The organism is Geminocystis sp. NIES-3709, from assembly GCF_001548115.1.
GTDB lineage: Bacteria > Cyanobacteriota > Cyanobacteriia > Cyanobacteriales > Cyanobacteriaceae > Geminocystis.
Genome location: NZ_AP014821.1, coordinates 736890 through 755674, shown reverse-complemented (window position 1 = coordinate 755674; position 18785 = coordinate 736890). Strand labels below are relative to the sequence as shown.

The following is an 18785-nucleotide window of genomic DNA, read 5'->3' as shown; positions in this document are numbered from 1 at the left end:
AAAACTACTGACCTAACCTAGTACCTTTTTTGGGCAATGAATAAATAAGAATACGAGTGACACCAACAATAGTCGTAATTACACCACCAAGAAGATAAAGGGACGTGTTATTAAGTCCTAATCCTACAAATCTAATAATAACAAGAAGCATCAAACAAGCCATTAAATAGGGAGTTCCATCAATCCATTGAGTATGGTCTAATCCCTCTGATTTAATACCGAGATAATGTTCTTTGACGACTCTACCTGCTAACATCGGATTTCCTCCTGTTGATGCTTGTAACTTAGCTAATTGTGCATTATTTAAGGTAATTTCAAGAAAGGTCGCTTTCTCTTTCATAATCTCTCTAATAGCTTTATCTTTGAGCGGTTCTAGTTCGATTCTGGGAAGTTTAAGGAAAATATCACGAGCTGGTGGATAAGTAGCGGTTAATAGTAGTGGACAGTTTACCTCAAGCATTAATCTTTCTAACCATAATCTTATACTTGGGGGGTAGCGCTGAGCATCGTCAACAATAAATATAGTTGGATGCGATCGACAAAAGTTAATGACATCATCCATCATCATATAAATAGATTTTTTTTTGCCTTCGATCGTTTCAGGATCAATTGCCAATTTTTTACCAACAGTATCCATGATTTGCTTTACTGTTCCCATCGGCAAAACAACATGAGGGTAATCATCCTTAACTAATTGATTCGTCAATGCTTGTAAAAAGAAAGATTTACCGATACCCGGTTCACCAATAATAAGCAATGATTCACAAGCGAGAAGAGCAGATATAACTTTTTTTAATTCAGCTTTTCTATAATTTTCGATCGACATTACCGCCCATTACTCCGTAAATTCTGAGATTAATTTTTGGGCAAATTCTTCGGCATCGATGGCGGCGGGTACACATTTTTCTTCATAATGACTGATTCTAGCTTTAATTTCATCATTGAGTAACTCAGGATTCGCTAAATATTGAGTGGTCATTACTCTTTCTGCGATTAAGATTCCTCCTGCCCTTTCCTGTGCTATTCCCATTAATTGGGCAATCTGGGGAATGATTCCATCACTGGTGTAAATATTTACAGGTTCTTCTTCTAATTTTATTTCATTCGATTTTTTTTCTACAGTGGCGATCGCAATATTATTTTCAGCAAGGAATTGATCCATTGTGCCACCGTTAGCAACAAAGTCGTTTAGCTGATCTAGTAAGTCTAATTCCTTGTCCTCAATCCATGATTTTTCATTATCTTTCTTGACCTTAATATTTAACTTGTTAAGTCTTTTTATTACTGACGTTCGGGAAACATCTAAACGATGGGTTAAAAGAGAATAAAGTTCTTCTTTACTTTCTGCTGTTAACATATTGCTTACAAAATAAATATTTTATTCATATTATACAGGGTAAAAAATAAAGGTTAACAGCAGTAATTAATAATAATTATCAAGAGTCTATCATCAATATAGGACAAGGAAGAAAAGGGTAATAATAAAGTAATATAAAATTTATTAAGGTGAATTTTTGGAAAGATGGTGAAGGTGGAGAAGTTTCCAGAGAGCTTTGGGAAAAGATTCGATGCCCTCAGCTTTCATAAATTTTTCTAATGCTTGGATAGTATGACGATCGCAGATAAGGGAATAAGTATCTTGGTTTAGGGGGATAATATCAGGGGTTGTAAATTTTTCTTCTTTTATTTTGTTAGTGTAAATATTTACAGTCTTTTCACTGTTCTTTGTTGACTGTTCCTCGTTCCCTTCATCATCAAGGAATTTAATAACATCTTCAGGATATTGAATCTTACTCTCATTATTTATACTATTTTCTGTTTCCCGTTCTCTGATCCCTTCTTCATAATCTTTAATATCTTGCCAATTTTGTCGCCGACGATCGAGAGTTTCTAATTCAATGCGGATTTTATGAACTAATTGGTGAGAGACTTTAGCAAGTTTAGCTAATTCTCTGGTACTTAATTGTGACCACTCAGGATCTTGTAAAAGGGTCATGACAGCCTTTCTTTTATCGGCATTGCTTCGGTGGAGTCCGTGGTCAGCGTTAACAGAGATAGTAAAGAGCATAGCGTCTCGGTAACTCCCTGATTTTTCAATAAATGGCAATTCTTCAATCTTAGCTAATTTAGAAGCCTCAACTCGGTGAAAACCATCCACTAAATATAATTGCCCATCATCACATCGCCAAATAATAATCGGTGGGAAAATTTCCCCCTCAGATAGTGCGATCGAATAATCATAAATAGTATCTTGATTTAGTTTAACCCGTTGTTGTAAATTAGGGTCGATCGTTAAAGTGTAAATATTTACAGTAGGTTGTGAGGATTGATTAATTTTAGATTGGAGTTGATCAAGAGAAAAAAGAGAGAAAAACCCAGATTCTTTAATAATGATTGCTTTAACTTGTTCTTCTCGATAAATGAAGGATTGAACAAAAGAACCATCAGGAAAAGTAGTATTAACTAAATCATGGGGAATAGGCTCTATTTTCTGTAAAGATGATGCAATTTCAGGAGTGGGAACAGTGACGGTGGACTCTGCCCATTTAACCCAAAATTGTAAAACTTTATGACCATTATTAGAGACAATATCAGTAACTAAACCGATTTGACCATCTTTAAGAACAGTATCACCCACGGCAATATTATTAGGATTAAGTGAAAGGTCGGGATAAATTTTTTCTTTTTTAGTAGGCATAATTTACCCCTCCCATGATTTGCTTGAAGGTATTGATTAATCCCATTGCTTGGGAATTTACTGGAATAGACTCCTGTTTTTGAGAATAAAATTGTTCATACCATCGATAAAATACTGCTCTTAAATTTCTGGTATATCCTAAACTATTATCATCAGTAAATGTATAATCACGGCAAATTTTCGCCTTTTCTAACCAGACATTAAAACAAGGTAATTTTTCCCAATTAACAGTTTCCCAGTTAAATTCTTCCCAAGGTTTTGTCTTACGATATTCTTCAATTAAATTATCAAAGTATTCATTTCCTGTAGAGTTCGGGTTACTTTTCCCTGTTTTCCATTGCTGATATTCTAACCATAATCTTTCAAGGATTTTATCACCTGTAGTTTTATCATTAGTGAGAAGGTATCGTTTAATATCTCTGGCTTTCGGCAATTTGCCCTGAGCATATCTGATAAATTCCTCATTCTCTAATCTTTTATCAAAGGTCAAAGGTTCTTCTTTCTCAATTCCCTCATTTATCAATCCATCATCTTCTTGTATTTCTTCCCTTTTAACTTTACCTATTTCACTTTGTCTTTCTTTTATCTTTCTGTCGTCTTTCAGTTCTTCTGATTGATCTGATAAGTCTGAATAAGTCTGAATAGTCTGAGAGAGTTTAGAATCATTTACTGATAAGGGTTGTGAGTCTTGACTTTTGCAGTTTTTGTCACTGAGTGACAGATTTTGCAACTCTTTTACAGTTTTTGTCACTGCCTCAACAGTTTCTGCTATCTTTGTTTTTAGAGTGCTTCTGTACTGACATTGATTGTTTTTAAAATCTATTAATCCTTTACTACTTAATTCTGCTTTAGCTCGATAGTATGTATGTTTTGCCCATTTAAAGATTGATTGAATTTCTGCATATTCTAAATTTTCGTCTCTGTCTCCAAAGGGGTTTTTAGTAACGAGATAATCCCATAAATTTCTTGCATTTTTACTAAGATTTGCTGTTCTTAACATTTTTGCTGTTTTTTCAGTAAATTTAAAGAATTTCTCGTTGCCTTTATTTTTTGTTATCATAGTATTGCTGTTAATTGAATTTACCGTTAATTGACAGTGGTTTATTTATGATTTACTAAGGTTTATTCAGAGATTGGCTTCTCTTTTTTTTAGAAACCTTGGTAGGTTATAAGTATTTTTTATGTTTGTTTGCTTCCCCCAAATCATGGAGAAGCTAATGGTTTCTTCTGGGGATTTATTTATGCCACCAGTTTTTCTATTCTTTCTATCCTTTTCAGTTCTGCGATCGCTTCATTCCCTTTATTGATTATTGCTTGTAAGTAATTGATAATCATTAAGTTTTTGCTGTTATCCCATTGTTCTTGTTGAGATACCAGTAACCCTAATTCATCAGCAGAATCACTGATTGTAATTACTTGATTCCACAGTTTGTAATAATCCCAATCTTTATTTGGTAATCCTATTTTTTGTAGGTTTTGGCTCATTAAATTCCTCCTGATTTGATTAATTCGGATTTTGTAATTTGGACAATTAAAACAACATTCTCCTTCTCCCGGTAGTTCACAACATGGACTTTTAGGCAACTTTTCATAAGCCTTTATCCAATCATCGACTACCGTTTTTATTCTGTTCATTCACACGCTCCCACATTTCTAGCTTTTGAAAAAACATAAGATTCTGATAAATTCGCTATCGCCATATCCACTATTTGCCCGTGACTGAATCCGCTTTCATAGCTTAGTCTTCTCAATTTCTCCACGGTAGAAGGGAGTAAATGAGTATTTTTCTGTATCCTTTTTTGTTCTTTTGGTGTCATTGGTGAAAGTTCATTCTGTATGGTGAATACTTATATCGTATCATTTTTTTTAATTTGATACAATAAAGTAGTAAAAATCTTATGATTTTTTAATCCACTTTCACTTTCCACACGTCAATTTGAGATATAGCTTGTAATATGAAAAGAAGCTGTTTACAAATGACAACTCAGATTTAAAAAAATGGGACTAAATTATCACAAATATAAATTAATGGAAATGATCAAAATTCAATCGATAAAAATCGCAAAAGTATGTAGTAATTATTAGTTTCTTTAGCTATCCAGTATGTCTTATTCGTTGAATACTTAAAAGAATATGCGGAATGTTGGTATTAATATATGAATGATGAAGAACTTGATCGATTATCTAAATTATTAATGGATTTAAAAGGTGATAAAAGTCTTCGTCAATTTGCGGAAGAGTTAGGGTCTTCTTATTATGCGTTGAGAACTTGGATACATAAAAAAAATATTCCTACACCACAAAATTTAGAGAAAATCTCTAATTATATGAGAATTGAACTTAATGAATTGTTCTCAATAATTAAAGATAAAAATTTGAATAATAATTTCTTGAAAGAATTACCTGATAATGCAAAAGAAGCTTATCCTTATCTTATTAATCTCCCTAAAGAAGAGAAACTTAAAGTCGCTCAAAAGATTCTTAATGAATGTGTATAATTTTTATATGTTTATTGTCTATTTGTTTCTTGACGAACTCACAGAATTCAAACGTAGTGTACTAGAATTTTTGCGTCAACCCCTAGAGGACGGACATATTACCATCTCTCGTGCTAGACAATCAGTACTTTTTCCTGCTCAATTTACCTTGATCGCAAGTACCAATCCATGCCCATGCGGGTATTTTGGGGATTCTATCCAACCTTGTACTTGTTCGCCACGGCAACGAGAACAATATTGGGCAAAATTATCAGGGCCTCTTCTCGATCGAATTGACTTACAAGTAGTAGTAAGTCGGCTTAAACCAGAAGAAATGACTACCCAAAAAACAGGAGAAACCTCGGAAATAGTGAGGGAAAGAGTCAAAAAAGCGAGAGAAATAGCTCATAATCGTTTCAAAGGAGATAGAATCAGTTGTAATGCACATATGCAATCCCGTCATTTACGAAAGTTTTGTGACTTAGACGAAACCAGTCGCAATCTATTAGAGGGTGCAATACGCAAGTTAGGTTTATCTGCTCGTGCAATGGATCGTATTTTAAAAGTCTCACGCACTATCGCTGATTTAGCAGGGGATGAGCATTTAAAAACTAATCATTTAGCAGAAGCTATTCAATATCGTACCATCGATCGAATGCAATAGCAAATGTATTTTAGATTACCTCAGTGCGATGCAAGTTATTAAGAGCAAAGTATTAGGTTAAATAATTGACAAAAAACTATTAACAATTGATATTACTTAGATTAATTTAATTGAATATGACTATGGAATGGCAAGAATTTTCGGGTAGTTGGGTTTTAATTCCTGAAAATCCTATTGGTATTATTCATTTTTTAGGAGGTGCTTTTGTGGCAACTGCTCCTCATATTACCTACCGTTGGTTATTAGAAAATTTAGCAAAAAAAGGTTATATTATTATTGCGACTTCTTTTTTAAATACTTTAGATCACAAGTCGATCGCACTCAATGTACAAAACCGTTTGGAAAATATACTTTATCGCCTAGAATATAGAGAAAGTATTGAGTTAAGTTATTTACCCGTCTATGGATTAGGTCATAGTATGGGGTGTAAATTACATTTATTAATTGGCAGTTTATTCGAGATTGAAAGAGCTGGAAATATTTTTATATCCTTTAATAATTATCCATTAAAACAAGCAATTCCTTTTGTAGAAAATATTATTCCTTCCCTAAGAGATAACTTAAAAAATTATTGGAAAATAGATAATAATTTAGAGTTTGAATTTACTCCTTCTCCAGAAGAAACAAAAATTATTGTCAAAGAAAATTATCAAATTCGTCGTAATTTATTAGTTCAATTTAACAATGATTCGATCGATGAAACTTCAACTTTAAAACCCATATTAACAGATTTATTTCCCGATATGGTTTCGGTGTTAACCTTACAAGGAAATCATTTAACCCCATTAGGACAAGATATAGATTGGCAAGTGGGAGATATGTTTATCGATGGTATTGGACAATGGTTTAAAGATAATTTTTCTCAAGATTTATCTAATTTATACAAAGAAATTTATCGATGGTTAAACCCATTAATTTAATTAGGAATCAGCTATTAAAATTTAATAATTAAAAGTATTTAAAATTATCACAAATGATTTAGTGATGCTATATAAACTAAAACTAGAGTGATGATCGATTATGATGATTAAGGTTATTAAGATATTTTGAATTTATGTTGGCAGAAGAATTATTGGCGTTAACTCTAAAAAAAGGGATTACTGATGTAGAAGTATATCAAGTTAAATCCTATTCTCGTCCTCTTTCTTTTGAAGCTAACCGTTTAAAACAAATTGAAAGCGCACAAACTACTGGTGTTGCGTTGAGATTATGGCATAATGGTTGCCCCGGCTTAGTAGTTGCCTATGGAGATTTTAATGCCGATGATTTGATTCTAAAAGCCATGGCTATTTCTGAATTAAATGAACCAGAAGAACCTCTTTTAAATGATCATAATAAGTTAATTTACCCTAATTTTACCCAAGAACCAGATCTTCAATCTCTTATTAGTCAAGGCAAAAATTCGATCGAGCATATTACAGATAAGTATCCAGAAGTAATCGTTAACCTTGACATGGAATGGGAAATAGAAACTACCACCCTAGTTAACTCTCGTGGGTTATACTGTCAACAAACCGATAACAGTTATAGTGCTTCTTTGGGAGTAGAATTAGTCAGAGATGAAGACTTTTTAGGCATTTACGACGGAGAATATAGTCATGAATTCCTTGATATGACTCCTATGATTGATGCAATTTTACAGAGATTACAATGGGCAGAAAAAAACACCGTTTTAAATACTGGTAAAATGCCCGTTTTATTTACACCTAATGCCGTTGTTACTCTGTGGGAAACCATCACCGAAGCCTTAAACGGGAAAAAAATCCTTGATAAATCATCACCTTGGAGTGAATCCTTCCAAAAACAAGTTATCTCTCCTTGTCTTAATATTCGTCAACAACCTGACTTACAACCCTACAATTGCCCGTTTGATGATGAAGGTAGTATATCTCAATCTCTCAACTTGATTCAAGACGGTATTTTAACCAGTTTTTACACTGATAAAAAAACCGCCAAAAAATTAGGTCTTTCTAATACAGGTAATGGTTTTCGCCCCAGTTTAGGCAGTTATCCTACTCCCGACTTAATTAATCTTGTCATTGATGAGGGTAAATTTTCCTTCGGGGAATTAATTAATAACATGAAAAATGGAGTAATTATTGACCAAATTTTAGGCGGTGGTGCAGATATTTCTGGTGATTTTTCCTTTAACATTGACTTAGGTTATCGAGTTACACAAGGAGAAATTGTCGGTAGAATCAAAGACACCATGATAGCTGGAAATGTTTATCAAGCCCTGCAAAATGTTGATTTATTAGGTTTCGATCGAGTTTGGAGTGGTTCTTGTTATACTCCTTCTATGGTGATTAATCAGCTTTCTCTCGTTTCAGGTTAAACTTTGGGAGAATAGAGTTAAGATCAACTTCTTTTCTGCTCTAAATCTGTGACTCTTTGAGGTTGTTTGATGGTAGTTTCAGCGTTGATAGCAGAGATTAACCAGAGACTTTGTAGAGTTATTCTACACCATAACCAAGATGATTTCATTTTTAATTTATTCCTTCACACTATTGCATATTTTTTGTAGTTAACTTTATAGTGTAAAGAATCTTGAAAATTTTTTCTTATCCTAAAGGGAGTTTTTTTTGTTAGTGTCTAGTAGTAGGATCGAATTAAATATTAAATATTGTAGATATAATGAGAATAAAAATAACTTAATGTAAATAGATTGATGTCAACAATTTTGTTCGATCGAATTTAGCTAATTTTGAGTGACAAAGTAAAAAGTAATTAAATATTAATCAATAATGGATTTCACCTAGTATTTCCCTTGTACGGGAATCCGTACTAAATATGTACTTGTTTATTCGAGAGTTTGTAAAAGTAATTGTTAGTATATTATTACTCATATTAGTTTGATAAAATACAGATAATTAATCAACATGAAAAAATATTTACTCGAATATTGGATTGACTCAAACAAATATTCTAAGGCAGAACTAGAAAATAAATTTAAAAACCAAAGTAAATTTAAACAATACATTGATGATAATAACTTAATATTTAACGTTTCTAAGAATAAAAATTACTTAGTATTATCAATACATTCAACAAATACAATAATTGAAAAGTGTCGTGCAAACTTAAATTTTGACCGTCAATATTGTTTTATTGTTAAAGATGAGTTAGCAGATTTTGTAAGACTCGAAGCATATCCCCTCTTAGCTGAAATTGAATTAACTTTGAGACATTTTATCAATGAAGCAATGATTAATGTGTTCGGATTTGATTGGTGGTCTTTATTTATCCCAAATAACACTCAAAAAAAAATTCAAAATATTGAAAATAATGAGATAGAAGATTATGTCAATTTACAACATCCTATCTCTTTTTCTTTTTTTGATGATTTAATCGGAATTTTTACAACCAAGATTCAGAAATGGACACCTGATTCACCTATTAAAGTTGCTGATTTAGATGAGTTATTATCAACAAGTAATGATATTAAAAAATTACGACAAGAAATTAAAAACCGTCAGAAAACTATTTCTTTTTGGGATGATGTATTTTCTTATTATTTTGAAGATCAAGACTCTTGGAAAGAACTTGAGAAAATTTTACAAAATTTTATTATTCCTGCCCGTAATCGTGTGATGCACTATCGTTTGATTGCACTTTATGAATTAAATAAAATTAAAGAATTTCGAGACAAACTAAAACACATAATAAATTCAGCTAAAACAAAATTATCTGATACTGAAAAAGAAAATATTAATATGAATGCAAAAACAATTATTGACAAATTAATCAAACAGATGAATAGCCAAATTATTCCTCCTATTCCAATAACACAAATAATAAAACCAATGAATATTTCAATTATTCCTCCTATTCCAATAGCACAAATAATAAAACCAATGAATATTTCAATTATTCCTCCTATTCCAATAGCACAAATAATAAAACCAGTGGATATTCCAATTATTCCTCCTATTCCAATCGAAAAAATAATTAATAGTAATAGACAAATATCAGATATAGTATCACAATATCAGGAAAATATGAAAAAAATAAATGACCTTCAAAACCAATTTAAGATTAATAATGATAGAAAGCCTTTATTTTAATTTTTCAAAAATACAATATTTTTTATCTACAAAAAACTCGATCGCCGTATCTGTATTGCTTTTTTTGTTAACTGTATTTGTCTTCTATGTAAACTCTCAGGATTCCATTCTTCAGCTTGAATATTTTTAGTTAATTGATAATTACTTTGTTGATAAATTTCTTTTTTTAAAGTATAGTTTTTATTACCTATTTGACGGTTTAAATTAGGTTCTAAAAGAGTCATATTTCCTAAACGATAAACCATTTCTTCTATTTGATTATCGCTAAAATATTCTTGCAATTGATTACTAAGAGATTCGGGAAAAATCTTCCCGTGAAAATTTATGGAAAGCCGATAAAATGATCGAATTACACGAATATAGAACAGAACAAATGGAAAAAAACAATGATAGAAGTTATAAAAGCAGATTTTAATATACCAGCCCATAGCGAGGCAGTTGTCGATTTAATGAATACCTATGCCCTTGATTCTATGGGAGGTGGGGAAGAATTATCACATTATGTTAAAAGCAATTTAACCATCGAATTGGCGAAAAGAAAATCTATTCATACAATTTTAGCCTTTATAGATCATAAACCAGCAGGGTTAATAATTGCGATCGAAGGCTTCTCAACTTTTGCCTGTAAACCTTTATTAAATATTCATGATTTAATCGTCTCCCCTAATTATCGTCGTCGGGGTATCTCTAAATTATTATTACAAACAGTTGAAGATATTGCCCTTGAGTTGGGATGTTGTAAACTCACTTTAGAAGTATTAGAGGGAAATTCGATCGCAAAATCGGCTTATCGGACTTTTGGTTTTGAAGGTTATCAGTTAAATCCTGATATGGGTAGAGCGTTATTTTGGCAGAAAAAGTTACAATGAAAAAAAGGTTTAAGGAAGTAGATAACAATGGTAGCACAAATACAAATTCCCACTAACAACGAAGTAGAATTTATCCCCAAACCTGACGTTAGTAATTTAATCACAGAGGATGATACACCAGTGGATAATTTTGGTTCACCAAAACAACAAAGATTTTTAACGAATATTCTTTACAATGCCAGAAAAGAACAAGTTTTTTTAGCAGATGCCAATGTTGGTATTTATTATAATATTGGTCAACCGCCCATCGTACCAGATTTTTTCTTGAGTTTAGATGTCACCACTCCTCCTAATTTGTGGGAAAAAAATCATCGTTGTTATCTTGTTTGGGAATTTGGCAAAACTCCCGAAGTTGCGATCGAAATTGTCTCGAATAAAGTAGGGGGAGAATTAGATGAAAAGCTGAAAATTTATCAAAATATGAGAGTGATTTATTATGTTGTTTATGATCCTCAAAAATATTTAGGTGAAAAAGTTTTAAGGATATTTAAACTCACAGGAATAAATTATCAAGAAATATCTGAAACTTGGTTAGAAGGAGTTAATTTAGGGTTAACTTTATGGGAGGGAGAATTTGAAAATTTTAATGGTGTATGGTTGCGTTGGTGTGATGAAAATGGTAATTTACTTTTGACAGGTGATGAATCGGCACAAAAAGCCGAAAAAGAATTACAAGAATTAAAAGAACAATTGCGTCAACAAGGTATAAATCTTGATTAAAAAAAGTGTTATCTCAGGTGTTAGGTATGAGGTTAAATTTAAACTATTTAAGTTAGATTTTTGGTGTCCGATCGCATTCTATTTTTTGATTCGATCGAACTTAGGATTAACCCCAAAATATTTTTTAAAAGCCTTAGAAAAAGAAGGTAAACTAGCATAACCGCACATATGAGCAACATCTGTTACTTTCATCTTTTTTTGTGTTAATAAACTGTGAGCATAGACCATTCTTTTATGGTGTAAATAACCATAAATTGTTGTTTTAAATAATTGCTTAAAACCTGATTTTAATTTACATTCATTGATAAATAATTGTCGAGATAAGTCTTTTAAACTAGGTAGATTCTGTAAATTTTTCTCCATAATATTTTTTACTTATTGTAGAATAATAATATCTTTTTTACTGAGAGAAGATTGCTGATAAATTCTTGTTGATTATTATTTTCTCCTAGCCACAAAGCTAATAATTATAAGACTTTACTTTCTAAATATAAATCACAGCGTAAAGGGATATATTTTTCAATAGAATATCCTAATAAACTTTTTTCACGCTAAATTAATTCTTTTTCTCCTGATGAAGTCACAAAAGATTCTGATTCTTGTTGCCAATAATTAGCCTGGTTGACAGTTGAAAGTCCGATCATTTTTTATTTCAGACATTTTATCTAATTATAAATTATACATTTTTCTCAAAATTAATACTTTGAGATTTCTTCGCTATGACTCAGAATAACTTTTTTCACAACTAATCTTTTTTTTCATAAAATTCTCTAAATCATCTACTATTTTATGATCGAGGAAATACCACTTGAACTTGTCCAATATGTATCATTTACCTGATAAATTTGATTATTTTTGACTACTTCTAAATTTTGCTATAAGGGATGATTTTTAACTATTTTTCTTCCGATATTTTTGCTTTGTCTCCCTGAGAATTATCGATAAAATAAATAATTGAAATAAATTAATTCTTATTACTTTTTTCTGTTTGCTATTCCCTTTTCCCTCTGTTTACCTATAATTTTTATCGTCAGCACACAGATTTAACAACATTGACACCCAAAAGTGCGTTAAAATAAAGATGACGGAGACAAAGTTTCCGTTCACTCCTCACACCATAAACCGTCTTTGCTGATAAAGTGGAGGCGGATTTCTATTTGTGAATAGTAAAAATTAACCATCAAGTATTAACTGGAATTGTAAACTTATAGAAATAATTGACAGCAAGAGGTCTATTATTTGCTATGGTAAAATCTGATAGTATTTAAAATGCAAATAATCTAGTTAAGGAATAAAGCAAAATGTCGGAAGTGACAGAAGTCAAAGAAGCGGATTTTAAAGAAGTAGTTTTAGATAGTGAATTACCTGTATTGGTAGATTTTTGGGCTCCTTGGTGTGGCCCTTGTCGTATGGTAGCTCCCGTAGTCGAAGAAATCGCGCAACAATACGAAGGTAAGGTTAAAGTAGTCAAACTAAACACCGACGAAAATCCTCAAATTGCTAGTCAGTATGGGATTCGTAGTATTCCTACTCTGATGGTTTTTAAAGGTGGCCAAAAATTAGAAATGGTGGTGGGTGCAGTACCTAAAACTACTCTATCTAATACATTGGAAAAGCACCTTTAAGGAGTTTTAAAAAAAAACTTATTTCATCCCACCCCACGTTAACGATTGTGATGACGTGGGAATTTTTGTATTGAGCAAAAAAAATGTCTTTATTAAACAATAAAAGTATTATTAATCAATCAGCAAATTGTGAAGATCTATTAAGAAAATTACCTGATTATAATGGAAGTAAGTGGTTAAAAAGATCTTTAAAAACCTTAGCTAAAATTGCTAAAAAAGATAAAATTGACTCTTTAGAATGGAAAATTTTGAGTGCAACTTTAAAAGATTTAGAAAAAGGATTTAGAGTTTTTTCTGATTATCGTCAACATCGAAAAATTACTATTTTTGGTTCAGCTAGAACTCCTATCAATGAGCCTGAATATCAGTTAGCTAAAGAGTTTGCTCAACAAGTTACTACTTTAGGTTTTATGGTTTTAACTGGGGCCGGAGGAGGAATTATGGCGGCGGGAAATGAAGGCGCAACCTCTGATAATTCTTTTGGTTTAAATGTAAAGTTACCTTTTGAACAAACTCCTAATTCTTTTATTAATAATGATCCCAAATTAATTAGATTTAAGTATTTTTTTACCCGTAAATTGTTCTTCTTAAAAGAGAGTGATGCGATCGTACTATTTCCCGGAGGATTTGGCACTCAAGACGAGGCATTTGAAACTATTACATTATGTCAAACAGGGAGACAACCTCCCATTCCTTTAGTGTTAATGGATAAACCAAATGGGAAATATTGGCATAGCTGGCATAATTATGTTTGTGATCATCTCTTAGAAGGGGGCTATGTTGAACCAGAAGATACTAAAATTTACACTATAACCGATAATATTCAAACTGCTTGTGATACTATTTTGCAATTTTACCGAGTATATCATTCTTGTCGCTATGTAAAAGATTTATTTGTGGTAAGACTGAATTATGACTTAACCAGTGAGCAAATTGAACTATTAAATGAAGAATTTAAAGATATATTAATTAAGGGTAAAATTGAGCAAATATCAATACTTCCAAAAGAAAAACAAGACATCCCTTATTTACCTCGTATTGGTTTTTATCTTCAATCCAGAAAATTTAGTCGTTTATATCAAATGATTAATTTAATTAATACTTTTCCCTGCGAAAATTCTCCTTATTGTGAACCTCAATTTCGTTAATATTAATCATCTTTATTCGATCGTTTCCATTTCTATAATAATCAATTCTTGACGAGTTTTCCCACAAGGCTCATTACTTTCACAATCATTAATATTAGCTAATTCATAAGTTAATTTTACTTTTTTATTCAAGTATTGATCTGGTTTTTCACAAATTTCAAAACTAGCACCCATAGTACTTTCTTGTCCATTATCATCAATTAAAGTTGCATAACAGATTAAATCACCGTTAACTAAATCTTGAACTGTTGCTATAGTCAAAATATCATTTTCTTGACTAAATACTTTATTCTGAGAACAACTACCTAAAAAAATTATTGTTATCCATAAAAAAGTATCAATTTTATTTTTAATCATTTTATTTAATTTTTCTCATTCCTTGATAATTATAAAACTTATTCATATTTTTTACTATAAATAATTTCGGCTCTTCTACTTTGAATATGATAAATTATGTCTAAAAAAAGGTGTCAGGTATCAGGTAGCAGGTATTAGGTTAAATTCAAACTGTTAATTTATAATAATTGCATTTTTAAAAGAGTCAAAGCTATAGCTATCAAAGTTTATATTAATTATTTTCTATTAATTTGTCATAACTACTGTAGGAGAGCCATAATTTCTAATATATAATTCCTAAATCATTTGTGAACAATCAATTATTAGAAAAGAATATCAAAGATACTGATTATCTTGCCTTTTTAATTACGTTTTTTTTACAACTTAGATAATATTGCTATATAAGTTTGAATATTCCAATTATAATAATTAGAGTTAATAACAATACTCATTATATAGTCTTCAAATAAATTCCATGTTTTAGTATAGCAATTAATTTTTTTTTTTCTTGATAATTAATTAATTGATAATTTAATTTTTGTTGTAATAAGTTTATATATATGCTGTTTAATCCTCCTGATAAACCTTCTCCGATCGATTTTAAATAGGCTTCTTTAATAGTCCATAATGTAAAAAAATATTTAGCTTTATCCTGACTATTTAATTGTTTTAAACATTCATATTCTTCAAGACAAAAAAACCTTTGAGCTATTTTTTGTATATTGACTTGAGGATCAATTTTTTCTAAGTCAATTCCTAAATTTTTCCTAGCGATCGCATATATGGTATAATTATATTTATGAGAAACATTAAAATAAATTTTCTCAGGATTAGTTTTTATATTGAGACTTGGTTTTCCTTTTTGACTATAGTTAAACAATATTTCTTGAGGACTTATTTGTAAATATTGAGCTAAAATTATCCTTAAATATGCTCTATTAATTAAAAATCGATGTCCTTGTAATTTACGACTAAAAGTATTAAATTTCTCTTGTTCATCAGATGACAAAATATCAAAATAACTAACAATATTTTCTGATAAAAATTCATTAATATCTAATAACCAAATATGAACATCATTATTATTTAAGATTAATTTTTGAGGCGGGTTTTCCCACATAAGATTAAATAAAACTATATAAAATAATCTTTTCTAAAAAAATTATTGGTTGATTATGTTAAAGGTAAAAGATATAGGAGAACATCAATTATTAGCTATCATAAATCAATATTGTGATCAAGCTAAAAATGGAGATGATGGAGCAATTCTTGATATTAGTACCCATAAAAAATTAGTAGTTACTACAGATATTTTAGTGGAAAATGTTCATTTTAGTGATCGAACAACTCCTCCTCATTCCATTGGTTATCGTGCAGTCGCCGCAAACCTTTCAGATATAGCCGCTATGGGGGGGACTCCCAAAGCCATTACCGTTGGCTTATCTCTAAAAAAAGACACAGAAATATCTTGGATAGAAGCAGTTTATCAGGGTATGAAACAATGTTTAACACATTTTAACTGTACAATTGTAGGTGGAGATATAACAAGTTCTGTCGTCAATACCATTGCCATCACTGCTTTAGGAGAAGTCCATGAGAGTGAAGCTATCTATCGTCATACAGCCCAAGCGGGAGACTTAATTGTAATAACAGGTAGTCATGGATTAGCAAGAGCAGGACTAGAAATGTTACTCTATCCCGAAAAATATAGTCATGTGAGCAGTAAAACGAAAGAAAAGGTAATTTTGGCACACCAATACCCTCAACCCCGTTTAGATGTCATTAAAACCTTAGCTAATTGTAAACCTTATGGAAAAATTACAGGGATGGATAGTAGTGATGGTTTAGCCGATGCTATTATTCAAATATGTAACAAAAGTAAGATGGGTGCCATCGTCAACTTAAGAAAAATACCGATAGACTCAGGAATTCTAGCGATGACTGACTTTGACACTGCTTTACATTGGACATTATATGGGGGAGAAGATTTTGAGTTAATTTTATGTGTTGATTCAGACATAGCTTATAAGTTAAAACAACAATTGTCTCAAGAATGTCAGATTATAGGAGAAATAACAACCCCATGTGAGATACAATTAGTAGATGAGCAAAATGTTTATTCAAAACTTTTATTAAACCAAAAGAATACATATCAGCATTTTTAGCTTTTTGTACAAAAAATCCTCTTGCTAAATTTTTCTTCAAACAAGAAAGCTACAAATCAGCACGAGACGGGTTTTATGTTATAATTGAATCGGTTTGTCATGGGGATTATAGCGACTAAAAATCGTTCAAATCTAATCCATTTCTAATCATTCTCTATAATTATTTAGTCCATCTACTCCCTATAATCTTTCAAGTGTTAATCAAATCATGATTAAAATTTTAGTTGTTGATGATAATCATACTCCCAGAGAAGTGATCTGCGAAGCACTAAAGCAGTTTAATATTCAGGTAAAAGAGGCTGTGAATGGGGTAGAAGCGACCAAAATTATGGAACAAGAGCAATTTAGCTTAGTAATTACAGATGTAGTTATGCCAGAAATGAATGGTTATGAATTATGTCGTTGGATAAAAACAAATCCTACCACAGAGAAAGTTCCCGTAATCATTTGTTCCACAAAAGGAGAAGACTTTGACATTCACTGGGCTACAAGACAAGGGGCTGATGCCTATATCATTAAACCTTTTAAAACAATGGAATTACTTAAAACCATTAAATATCTACTGAAACACAATGGATAGGTAATTAAGAGTCAACTGTCAATTGTCATGTGTTAGGTTTCCTCTTCTACTTCTTCAAGAGAAGGATAAGTAATTAAGGATGATTGTAACCCCAACAGAGATTTTAGTTTAAGCCATGCCCAGTTTTGCCACCAACCGACAATACCGTTAGGTAAAATTGTAACTACGATTAAAAATAATGCACCTTGGAAGAATAACCATATATCGGGGAATTTCTCACTAAGGAAACTTTGTCCTAATCTTACTAATACAGTGCCGATAATTGCACCTACCAGTGTGCCTCTACCTCCTACCGCTACCCAAATAACCATTTCGATCGAAAACGCTACTTCCATTATACTAGGAGTGATAATAGCAGTTTGCACAGTGTATAATGCACCCGCAATTCCAGCAATAGCTCCCGAAACAGCAAAAACTACAACTTTAAACCATGTAGGATCATAACCAGAGAATCTAACTCTATTTTCATCATCTCGAATGGCAATTAATAAACGTCCAAATCTACCGCTAGTAAGCCAACGACAAAGAAGATAGCACAGCAAAAGAAAAAGTATGGTAAATTGATAAAAAGCAAATTGAGCAGTATCTGAACTAGCTAACACTCCAAATATCTCCTCAGTGTCAGTTTTTAGTCCATTAGTACCATTGATTAATTTTTGTTGTCCATTAAAAAAGTTAAAAAATACAATCAACGCCGCTTGAGTCAGAATCGAAAAATATACTCCCTTGATGCGATTACGAAAAACTAAGTAACCCAATAATCCAGCTACGATCGCAGGAACGACAACAACAGCGATAATAGTAAATGGAAAAGAATAAAAAGGTTTCCAAAATAAAGGTAATTCCGTTACACCGTAAAGGTTGAAAAACTCTGGTAATTGTCCGTCAGGTAGTTGTAATTTTAGGTGCATAGCGAAGGCGTACCCCCCCAAAGCAAAGAAAATTCCGTGGCCGAGACTAAGTAATCCTGTGTAACCCCAAATCAAATCAATACCTAAACCAACGATGGCTAAAGCTAAAATTCTCCCCAATAACTGTAATCGGAATTGACTTAAAGTAATGGGTAAAATTATTGACAAGAGAATGATAACACCAACGATTACTCCTATTTCTATCCATAATTTTTGTTTTTTGTTTTGTTTGATTTGAGATAAGGTACTACTTACCATTTTTTTATTACCGTCTAAATAAGTATTATTTGCAATTTAACCCTAATATTATGAGGAGATCTGGTTTTCTCTTTCGTAAAAATTGATACATATATAGTTAGAGACAGGATATAATCTCAAATCCATCTAATTTACTTATGAAGGTAAAAAGAGGAAGACGAGGATACTAGAAGTAGGGGGAGATTTTGCGCTTTTATCCCTAAAATTATCAAGGTCTAATATTTAAGCTCGATCGAATAGTATAATTAGGAAAATAATAGGTATTTAAAA

The 18785-nt window shown here is 31.4% G+C and carries 22 protein-coding genes and 1 pseudogene; 11 read left to right on the top strand and 12 right to left on the bottom strand.

The genetic code is table 11. From position 1 onward, the window contains the following. Nucleotides 1–4 precede the first annotated feature (4 nt). From GM3709_RS03205 to GM3709_RS03180, 6 genes are all read right to left on the bottom strand, one after another. On the bottom strand, nt 5–826 hold the full coding sequence (locus GM3709_RS03205; RefSeq protein ID WP_066116229.1) for an AAA family ATPase: 822 nt from the start codon (nt 824–826) through the stop codon (nt 5–7). A gap of 9 nt (nt 827–835) precedes the next feature. Continuing rightward, nucleotides 836–1357, bottom strand: a complete 522-nt coding sequence (locus tag GM3709_RS19535; RefSeq protein ID WP_066116227.1) for a hypothetical protein — start codon at nt 1355–1357, stop codon at nt 836–838. 144 nt (nt 1358–1501) lie between these two features. Beyond that, nucleotides 1502–2698 (bottom strand): ParB/RepB/Spo0J family partition protein, encoded by a 1197-nt coding sequence (locus GM3709_RS03195; RefSeq protein ID WP_066116225.1) that lies wholly within the window; start codon nt 2696–2698, stop codon nt 1502–1504. Beyond that, entirely contained in the window at nt 2688–3758 is a 1071-nt protein-coding gene (locus GM3709_RS03190) for a hypothetical protein (RefSeq protein WP_066116223.1), read from the bottom strand. The genes GM3709_RS03195 and GM3709_RS03190 overlap by 11 nt, the downstream gene beginning before the upstream one ends. A gap of 179 nt (nt 3759–3937) precedes the next feature. Next, entirely contained in the window at nt 3938–4333 is a 396-nt protein-coding gene (locus GM3709_RS03185) for a hypothetical protein (RefSeq protein WP_066116221.1), read from the bottom strand. Then, complete coding sequence (locus GM3709_RS03180; protein WP_066116219.1) at nt 4330–4515, bottom strand: hypothetical protein; 186 nt, start codon at nt 4513–4515, stop codon at nt 4330–4332. Before GM3709_RS03180 ends, GM3709_RS03185 begins: the two co-directional genes overlap by 4 nt. 339 nt (nt 4516–4854) lie before the next feature. Between GM3709_RS03180 and GM3709_RS03175 the strand changes: the two genes are divergently transcribed. From GM3709_RS03175 to GM3709_RS03160, 4 genes and pseudogenes are all read left to right on the top strand, one after another. Beyond that, nucleotides 4855–5196 carry a helix-turn-helix transcriptional regulator gene (locus tag GM3709_RS03175; RefSeq protein ID WP_066116216.1) on the top strand — a complete coding sequence of 114 codons (342 nt, stop codon included), beginning with the start codon at nt 4855–4857 and terminating at the stop codon, nt 5194–5196. A gap of 22 nt (nt 5197–5218) precedes the next feature. Continuing rightward, nucleotides 5219–5839, top strand: a pseudogene (locus GM3709_RS03170) (ATP-binding protein); the annotation flags it as partial. A 122-nt stretch (nt 5840–5961) separates the two neighbouring features. Further along, the gene (locus GM3709_RS03165; protein ID WP_066116214.1) at nt 5962–6759 is read left to right on the top strand and encodes a DUF1350 family protein; all 798 of its coding nucleotides are present in this window, start codon (nt 5962–5964) and stop codon (nt 6757–6759) included. A 134-nt stretch (nt 6760–6893) separates the two neighbouring features. Continuing rightward, the gene (locus tag GM3709_RS03160) at nt 6894–8174 is read left to right on the top strand and encodes a TldD/PmbA family protein (RefSeq protein ID WP_066116212.1); all 1281 of its coding nucleotides are present in this window, start codon (nt 6894–6896) and stop codon (nt 8172–8174) included. 23 nt (nt 8175–8197) lie between these two features. Here GM3709_RS03160 and GM3709_RS21625 read toward each other — a convergent pair whose 3' ends face one another. Next, nucleotides 8198–8323 (bottom strand): hypothetical protein, encoded by a 126-nt coding sequence (locus GM3709_RS21625; RefSeq protein WP_255359682.1) that lies wholly within the window; start codon nt 8321–8323, stop codon nt 8198–8200. Nucleotides 8324–8718: 395 nt separating this feature from the next. On the opposite strand from GM3709_RS21625, the gene GM3709_RS03155 reads away from it, so the two are divergent. Further along, nucleotides 8719–9903 (top strand): hypothetical protein, encoded by a 1185-nt coding sequence (locus GM3709_RS03155; RefSeq protein WP_066116210.1) that lies wholly within the window; start codon nt 8719–8721, stop codon nt 9901–9903. A 26-nt stretch (nt 9904–9929) separates the two neighbouring features. Here the strand turns inward: GM3709_RS03155 and GM3709_RS21620 are convergent, their stop codons facing one another. Further along, complete coding sequence (locus tag GM3709_RS21620; RefSeq protein ID WP_071828005.1) at nt 9930–10331, bottom strand: HNH endonuclease family protein; 402 nt, start codon at nt 10329–10331, stop codon at nt 9930–9932. Between GM3709_RS21620 and GM3709_RS03145 the strand changes: the two genes are divergently transcribed. Both GM3709_RS03145 and GM3709_RS03140 read left to right on the top strand, forming a co-directional pair. After that, nucleotides 10290–10772 carry a GNAT family N-acetyltransferase gene (locus GM3709_RS03145; protein WP_066116205.1) on the top strand — a complete coding sequence of 161 codons (483 nt, stop codon included), beginning with the start codon at nt 10290–10292 and terminating at the stop codon, nt 10770–10772. The genes GM3709_RS21620 and GM3709_RS03145 overlap by 42 nt on opposite strands. A 27-nt stretch (nt 10773–10799) precedes the next feature. Further along, on the top strand, nt 10800–11492 hold the full coding sequence (locus GM3709_RS03140; protein WP_066116202.1) for a Uma2 family endonuclease: 693 nt from the start codon (nt 10800–10802) through the stop codon (nt 11490–11492). A 78-nt stretch (nt 11493–11570) separates the two neighbouring features. Here the strand turns inward: GM3709_RS03140 and GM3709_RS21295 are convergent, their stop codons facing one another. Continuing rightward, nucleotides 11571–11855 carry an AraC family transcriptional regulator gene (locus GM3709_RS21295; protein ID WP_066116200.1) on the bottom strand — a complete coding sequence of 95 codons (285 nt, stop codon included), beginning with the start codon at nt 11853–11855 and terminating at the stop codon, nt 11571–11573. A 938-nt stretch (nt 11856–12793) separates the two neighbouring features. Here GM3709_RS21295 and trxA point away from each other — a divergent pair. Then, entirely contained in the window at nt 12794–13117 is a 324-nt protein-coding gene (gene trxA, locus GM3709_RS03130; protein ID WP_017294944.1) for a thioredoxin, read from the top strand. Nucleotides 13118–13200: 83 nt separating this feature from the next. Then, nucleotides 13201–14265, top strand: a complete 1065-nt coding sequence (locus GM3709_RS03125) for an LOG family protein (RefSeq protein WP_066116199.1) — start codon at nt 13201–13203, stop codon at nt 14263–14265. A 12-nt stretch (nt 14266–14277) separates the two neighbouring features. On the opposite strand, the gene GM3709_RS03120 is transcribed toward GM3709_RS03125, so the two are convergent. Further along, a complete protein-coding gene (locus GM3709_RS03120) occupies nt 14278–14622 on the bottom strand; it encodes a hypothetical protein (protein ID WP_066116197.1) in 345 nt (114 codons plus the stop codon). 430 nt (nt 14623–15052) lie between these two features. Continuing rightward, on the bottom strand, nt 15053–15721 hold the full coding sequence (locus GM3709_RS03115) for a 4'-phosphopantetheinyl transferase superfamily protein (protein WP_066116195.1): 669 nt from the start codon (nt 15719–15721) through the stop codon (nt 15053–15055). 55 nt (nt 15722–15776) lie between these two features. Here GM3709_RS03115 and thiL point away from each other — a divergent pair, with 55 nt between their 5' ends. Together thiL and GM3709_RS03105 are read left to right on the top strand one after the other, a co-directional pair. Beyond that, the gene (gene thiL, locus GM3709_RS03110) at nt 15777–16766 is read left to right on the top strand and encodes a thiamine-phosphate kinase (RefSeq protein WP_066116193.1); all 990 of its coding nucleotides are present in this window, start codon (nt 15777–15779) and stop codon (nt 16764–16766) included. A gap of 208 nt (nt 16767–16974) precedes the next feature. Further along, nucleotides 16975–17346, top strand: a complete 372-nt coding sequence (locus tag GM3709_RS03105) for a PleD family two-component system response regulator (protein ID WP_066116191.1) — start codon at nt 16975–16977, stop codon at nt 17344–17346. Between the two features lie 32 nt (nt 17347–17378). Here GM3709_RS03105 and urtC read toward each other — a convergent pair whose 3' ends face one another. Next, the gene (gene urtC / locus GM3709_RS03100) at nt 17379–18515 is read right to left on the bottom strand and encodes an urea ABC transporter permease subunit UrtC (protein WP_066116189.1); all 1137 of its coding nucleotides are present in this window, start codon (nt 18513–18515) and stop codon (nt 17379–17381) included. Between the last annotated feature and the right edge of the window lie 270 nt (nt 18516–18785).

Bases quoted from the DNA above. Each gene is read 5' to 3' on its own strand.
- GM3709_RS19535 (WP_066116227.1), bottom strand. From the start codon at position 1,357: ATGTTAACAGCAGAAAGTAAAGAAGAACTTTATTCTCTTTTAACCCAT.
- GM3709_RS03160 (WP_066116212.1), top strand. From the start codon at position 6,894: ATGTTGGCAGAAGAATTATTGGCGTTAACTCTAAAAAAAGGGATTACT.
- GM3709_RS03165 (WP_066116214.1), top strand. From the start codon at position 5,962: ATGGAATGGCAAGAATTTTCGGGTAGTTGGGTTTTAATTCCTGAAAAT.
- GM3709_RS21625 (WP_255359682.1), bottom strand. From the start codon at position 8,323: ATGAAATCATCTTGGTTATGGTGTAGAATAACTCTACAAAGTCTCTGG.
- urtC (WP_066116189.1), bottom strand. From the start codon at position 18,515: ATGGTAAGTAGTACCTTATCTCAAATCAAACAAAACAAAAAACAAAAA.
- GM3709_RS03155 (WP_066116210.1), top strand. From the start codon at position 8,719: ATGAAAAAATATTTACTCGAATATTGGATTGACTCAAACAAATATTCT.
- GM3709_RS03180 (WP_066116219.1), bottom strand. From the start codon at position 4,515: ATGACACCAAAAGAACAAAAAAGGATACAGAAAAATACTCATTTACTC.
- GM3709_RS21295 (WP_066116200.1), bottom strand. From the start codon at position 11,855: ATGGAGAAAAATTTACAGAATCTACCTAGTTTAAAAGACTTATCTCGA.
- GM3709_RS03105 (WP_066116191.1), top strand. From the start codon at position 16,975: ATGATTAAAATTTTAGTTGTTGATGATAATCATACTCCCAGAGAAGTG.
- trxA (WP_017294944.1), top strand. From the start codon at position 12,794: ATGTCGGAAGTGACAGAAGTCAAAGAAGCGGATTTTAAAGAAGTAGTT.
- GM3709_RS03125 (WP_066116199.1), top strand. From the start codon at position 13,201: ATGTCTTTATTAAACAATAAAAGTATTATTAATCAATCAGCAAATTGT.
- GM3709_RS03120 (WP_066116197.1), bottom strand. From the start codon at position 14,622: ATGATTAAAAATAAAATTGATACTTTTTTATGGATAACAATAATTTTT.
- GM3709_RS21620 (WP_071828005.1), bottom strand. From the start codon at position 10,331: ATGGGCTGGTATATTAAAATCTGCTTTTATAACTTCTATCATTGTTTT.
- GM3709_RS03145 (WP_066116205.1), top strand. From the start codon at position 10,290: ATGATAGAAGTTATAAAAGCAGATTTTAATATACCAGCCCATAGCGAG.
- thiL (WP_066116193.1), top strand. From the start codon at position 15,777: ATGTTAAAGGTAAAAGATATAGGAGAACATCAATTATTAGCTATCATA.
- GM3709_RS03175 (WP_066116216.1), top strand. From the start codon at position 4,855: ATGAATGATGAAGAACTTGATCGATTATCTAAATTATTAATGGATTTA.
- GM3709_RS03195 (WP_066116225.1), bottom strand. From the start codon at position 2,698: ATGCCTACTAAAAAAGAAAAAATTTATCCCGACCTTTCACTTAATCCT.
- GM3709_RS03115 (WP_066116195.1), bottom strand. From the start codon at position 15,721: ATGTGGGAAAACCCGCCTCAAAAATTAATCTTAAATAATAATGATGTT.
- GM3709_RS03185 (WP_066116221.1), bottom strand. From the start codon at position 4,333: ATGAACAGAATAAAAACGGTAGTCGATGATTGGATAAAGGCTTATGAA.
- GM3709_RS03140 (WP_066116202.1), top strand. From the start codon at position 10,800: ATGGTAGCACAAATACAAATTCCCACTAACAACGAAGTAGAATTTATC.
- GM3709_RS03205 (WP_066116229.1), bottom strand. From the start codon at position 826: ATGTCGATCGAAAATTATAGAAAAGCTGAATTAAAAAAAGTTATATCT.
- GM3709_RS03190 (WP_066116223.1), bottom strand. From the start codon at position 3,758: ATGATAACAAAAAATAAAGGCAACGAGAAATTCTTTAAATTTACTGAA.